Origin of the sequence: Nocardioides sp. (assembly GCF_034670285.1) — a bacterium.
Lineage (GTDB): Bacteria > Actinomycetota > Actinomycetes > Propionibacteriales > Nocardioidaceae > Nocardioides.
The window spans coordinates 1-3,691 of the sequence record NZ_JAXMNS010000377.1 but is presented as its reverse complement, the minus strand read 5'-3'; the positions used below and the strand labels follow the sequence as shown (position 1 = coordinate 3,691).

The 3,691-nt window shown below is 68.7% G+C and carries 3 protein-coding genes and 1 pseudogene; all 4 read left to right on the top strand.

Features of this window, described 5'->3' with window-relative positions; genetic code table 11:
* A pseudogene (locus VOI19_RS16145) lies at positions 1-788 on the top strand (hypothetical protein); the annotation flags it as partial.
* A 230-nt stretch (positions 789-1,018) separates the two neighbouring features.
* Entirely contained in the window at positions 1,019-1,411 is a 393-nt protein-coding gene (locus VOI19_RS16140) for a holin (protein ID WP_323793989.1), read from the top strand.
* A 93-nt stretch (positions 1,412-1,504) separates the two neighbouring features.
* Positions 1,505-2,578, top strand: coding sequence for a hypothetical protein (locus VOI19_RS16135; RefSeq protein ID WP_323793988.1), 1,074 nt, complete (start codon positions 1,505-1,507; stop codon positions 2,576-2,578).
* A gap of 13 nt (positions 2,579-2,591) precedes the next feature.
* Positions 2,592-3,602, top strand: coding sequence for an NADPH:quinone reductase (locus tag VOI19_RS16130; protein ID WP_323793987.1), 1,011 nt, complete (start codon positions 2,592-2,594; stop codon positions 3,600-3,602).
* Positions 3,603-3,691 lie beyond the last annotated feature (89 nt).

Genomic DNA, 3,691 nt, shown 5'->3' with positions numbered 1-3,691 from the left:
CGCCGGATCTGGTCGACCCGGCCGCCGCACGCCGGGCGGTGGCGGAAAGCGCCATCGACAAGGTGCGGCAGAACTTCGGCCGCGACATCGTCGAGACCGGCTACACCTTCGGCACAGTGCGCGGCGGCGGCGTCGTGGCCTGGGACAACAACGAGACCCGCGGCACGCTCGGCATACGAGGCACCCGCAGCTCGCACCGCAACACCACCCGCGAGCTGCTCGAAGACCTCGGCCGCTTCAAGGACGTCTACCAGTCGCGTATCGGCGACCTCGGGGCGTTCGTGCGCTCGCAGGGCGACGCCCACTTCGACGTCCTCGCCTCCGACGAGCGTCCCGACGTGACCGGCACCATCCGGGCGGCGGACTTCAAGGAGGTCCACGCCCTCCTCGAGCGCTTCTACCGGGTGATCCTCGTCGACACGGGCAACAACATGCGCGCCGAGAACTGGCTGGCAGCGGCCGAGGCCGCCGACCTGGTCGTCGTCACCAGCACCGTGCGTGAGGACACCGGCTACAGCGGCCTGTGGATGCTCGACGCGCTCCAGGACGCCGGCATGACCGACCTCAAGCACAAGTGCATCACCGTGCTCTCCGACCCATCACCGAAGGTCGACGACAAGCTCGCCGCTGACCTGGTGGCGGTCTACGAGCAGCGCACGCGCGCGGTCTTCCGGGTGCCCTACGACCCGGCACTGGTGTCGGGCTCGATCGTGCCGTACGCCGAGCTGTCCGAGGCGACGCGGATGTCGTGGCTGGCGGCGTGCGCGGCGATGGCTGAAGCGCTCTGACTTGTCGCCAGAGCGGCTCGGCAGTGGCGGTCGATGACGATGAAGTAGCGCTATCCGATTGTTCAACAACCCCAATGACCAGGTAGTCAGCAATAGTCATTTTAAATGCCGGAACTTGCTGACAAAGTGATTGCCTACCTTGGGGGGGCAGAGTGAGCGATACACGGATAGCAATAGTTTCAGACTTTCTCGAGCGCGCGGGTTGGACGGCTGGGCAGCAGTTCTTCACGGTGCTCCTCGCAGTTCCCGCTGCAGGCTCGGTTATCAATCTGCCGTGGAAGACAGCGCTAGTCATGTCGCTTGGCGCGGCAGTGGTCTCGGTGCTGGCGACAGCACTTCAATACCTGACACAGCAGACCGATCTGACCTATTGGCCAGATCTGACGGTGCGGCTCGCGAAGACCTTCATCGCGAGTGTCGTCGGGACAATCGGGGCCGATGCGTTCGACGTGTTCGAGTTCGATTGGCAGCGTGCGCTTGACATCGCCGCGCTCGCAACGCTTGCCGCGCTCGCAAAGGGACTGCTCGCCCGCGGGAACTCTGGCGACGGCGGCAACAGCAGGTCCACGCCTTCGACGCTTCCCACCACGTCGTACCTCTTGGCAGTCAAGCGGCAGGCATAGTTCAACAGATCGCTCCAGCCTTGGGCGTACCTTCGAAGCAAGGTGCCACCTGGCCCTTGACGAATGATCCGAGCACTAAGTAGATCTCTTACTGTGACCATCAAGGTGATCCAGTGGGCGACCGGCGGCGTGGGCAGGGCAGCGATCGAGGGAGTGCTCAGCCACCCCGACCTCGAGCTCGTCGGGTGCTGGGTGCACAGCGCGGAGAAGGCAGGCCGAGACGTCGGTGAGGTCCTCGATCTCGGGATGCTGGGCGTCACGACGTCGTCCAGCCTCGACGAGATCTGTGCCCTGGACGCCGACTGCGTCGTTTACTCCCCGCTGGTGGCCGACGAGGCAGAGGTCGTGGCCTTGCTGCGCTCGGGCAAGAACGTCGTCACCCCGGTCGGCTGGATCTACCCCAACCCCGCCGCGACGACCGCGATCGTCGAGGCGTGCGAGGCCGGCGGCACCACGCTGCACGGCACCGGCATCCATCCCGGCGGGATCACCGAGCGGTTCCCGCTGATGCTCTCCGCGGTCAGTGCCCGGGTGACCCACGTGCGCTCGGAGGAGTTCTCCGACATCCGCACCTACGGAGCCCCCGACGTCATCGAGCACGTGATGGGGTTCGGCAAGACCCCGGAGGAGGCGCTCGAGAGCCCGATGGCGGCGCTGCTGGGCGGCGGGTTCCGCTCCTCGGTGCGGATGATCGTGGCCGAGATGGGCTTCGCCGCGGATCCGAGGATCGAGACCCTCCAGGAGGTCGCGGTCGCGACCGCTCCGATCGAGTCGCCGATGGGCGTCATCGAGCCCGGGCTCGTGGCTGCCCGTCGCTTTCACTGGCGCGCGCTCGTCGACGGCGTCCCGGTGGTCACCGCCACCGTCAACTGGCTGATGGGTGAGGAGCACCTCGAGCCAGCTTGGAGCTTCGGTGAGGCAGGGGAGCGCTTCGAGGTCCAGGTCACCGGCGACCCGTCGGTCAGCCTGACGTTCAAGGGACTCCAGCCGGACACGATCGAGGAGGGGCTCGTCCGCAACCCGGGCGTCGTCTCGACCGCCAACCACTGCGTCAACGCGATCCCGTACGTCGTCGCGGCGCCGCCGGGCATCGCGACCTACCTCGACCTCCCGCTGATCGCCGGGCGCGCCGCACCCGAGGTCGGGGAACAACGACGGACGTCGTGACGCTGGGGCTGACATGCGATCAGTCGTCTACTCCGAAATCGGTCCGTCGTCCGTCCTGAGCCTCGTGGAGCGTGACGCTCCCGTGCCCGGTGAGGGGGAGGTGCTGGTGCGCATCGTTCGCGCCGGGGTCAACCCCACGGACTGGAAGTTCCGGGTCGGTGCCATGGGCGCCCTGCAGTACGACGAGGTCGCGCCCGGCCAGGACGGCGCCGGCGTGGTCGAGGCGGTCGGCGCCGGGGTCGGCCACGTGGCTCCGGGCGACCGTGTGTGGCTGGTGCTGGCGCAGTTCGGGCGCGCCTTCGGCACCGCCACCGAGCTCACCGTGCAGCCCGCGCGCTGCGTCGTGCCGCTGCCCGACGAGGCGTCGTACGACCTGGGAGCCACGCTCGGCGTCCCCGCCGTCACCGCGCACCGTGCGCTCACCTCGGGCAACGTCACCCGGCTCGCCCCTGACGCGCTGGCCGGACAGGTCGTGCTGGTCGCCGGTGGCGCCGGCGCCGTGGGCAACTCCGCCATCCAGCTGGCGGTCTGGTCGGGCGCGACGGTGATCACCACCGTCAGCGGCGACGAGAAGGCGGCGCTCGCCCGGGCAGCCGGCGCCCACCACGTCGTCAACTACCGCACCGAGGACGTCGTGGCCCGGGTCGGCGAGATCGCGCCGGACGGCGTCGACCTCGTCGTCGAGGTGTCCCCGACCGACAACCTCGAGCTCGACCTGGCGGTCGTGCGCAACCACGGCACGATCGCGTTCTACGCCAACAACGGCGGCAACGAGGCGACACTGGCCGTGCGTCCGGCGTTCGCGAAGAACGTCCGCCTCCAGGGTGTGCTCCTCTACTTCCTCGACGCCGACCTGCTGGTCGCCGCCACCGAGGACGTCAACGCCGCCGTCGCCTCCGGCGCGCTCCGCGTAGGGGACGACGTCGGTATGCCGCTGCACCACTACCCCCTCGCCGAGACCGCCGCTGCCCACGACGCCGTCGAGGCCGGCGCCATCGGCAAGGTGCTCCTCGACCTCGGCTGAGCCCGACTCGTCCACAGGTTCTCGCTGAGTCGGCGCGACTACGCGCCGACTCACCGCACCCGCCTTCGCCGAGTCGGCGCGTAGTCGCG

Coding starts and splice junctions, on each gene's coding strand:
- VOI19_RS16130 (WP_323793987.1), top strand. CDS start 2,592: ATGCGATCAGTCGTCTACTCCGAAATCGGTCCGTCGTCCGTCCTGAGC.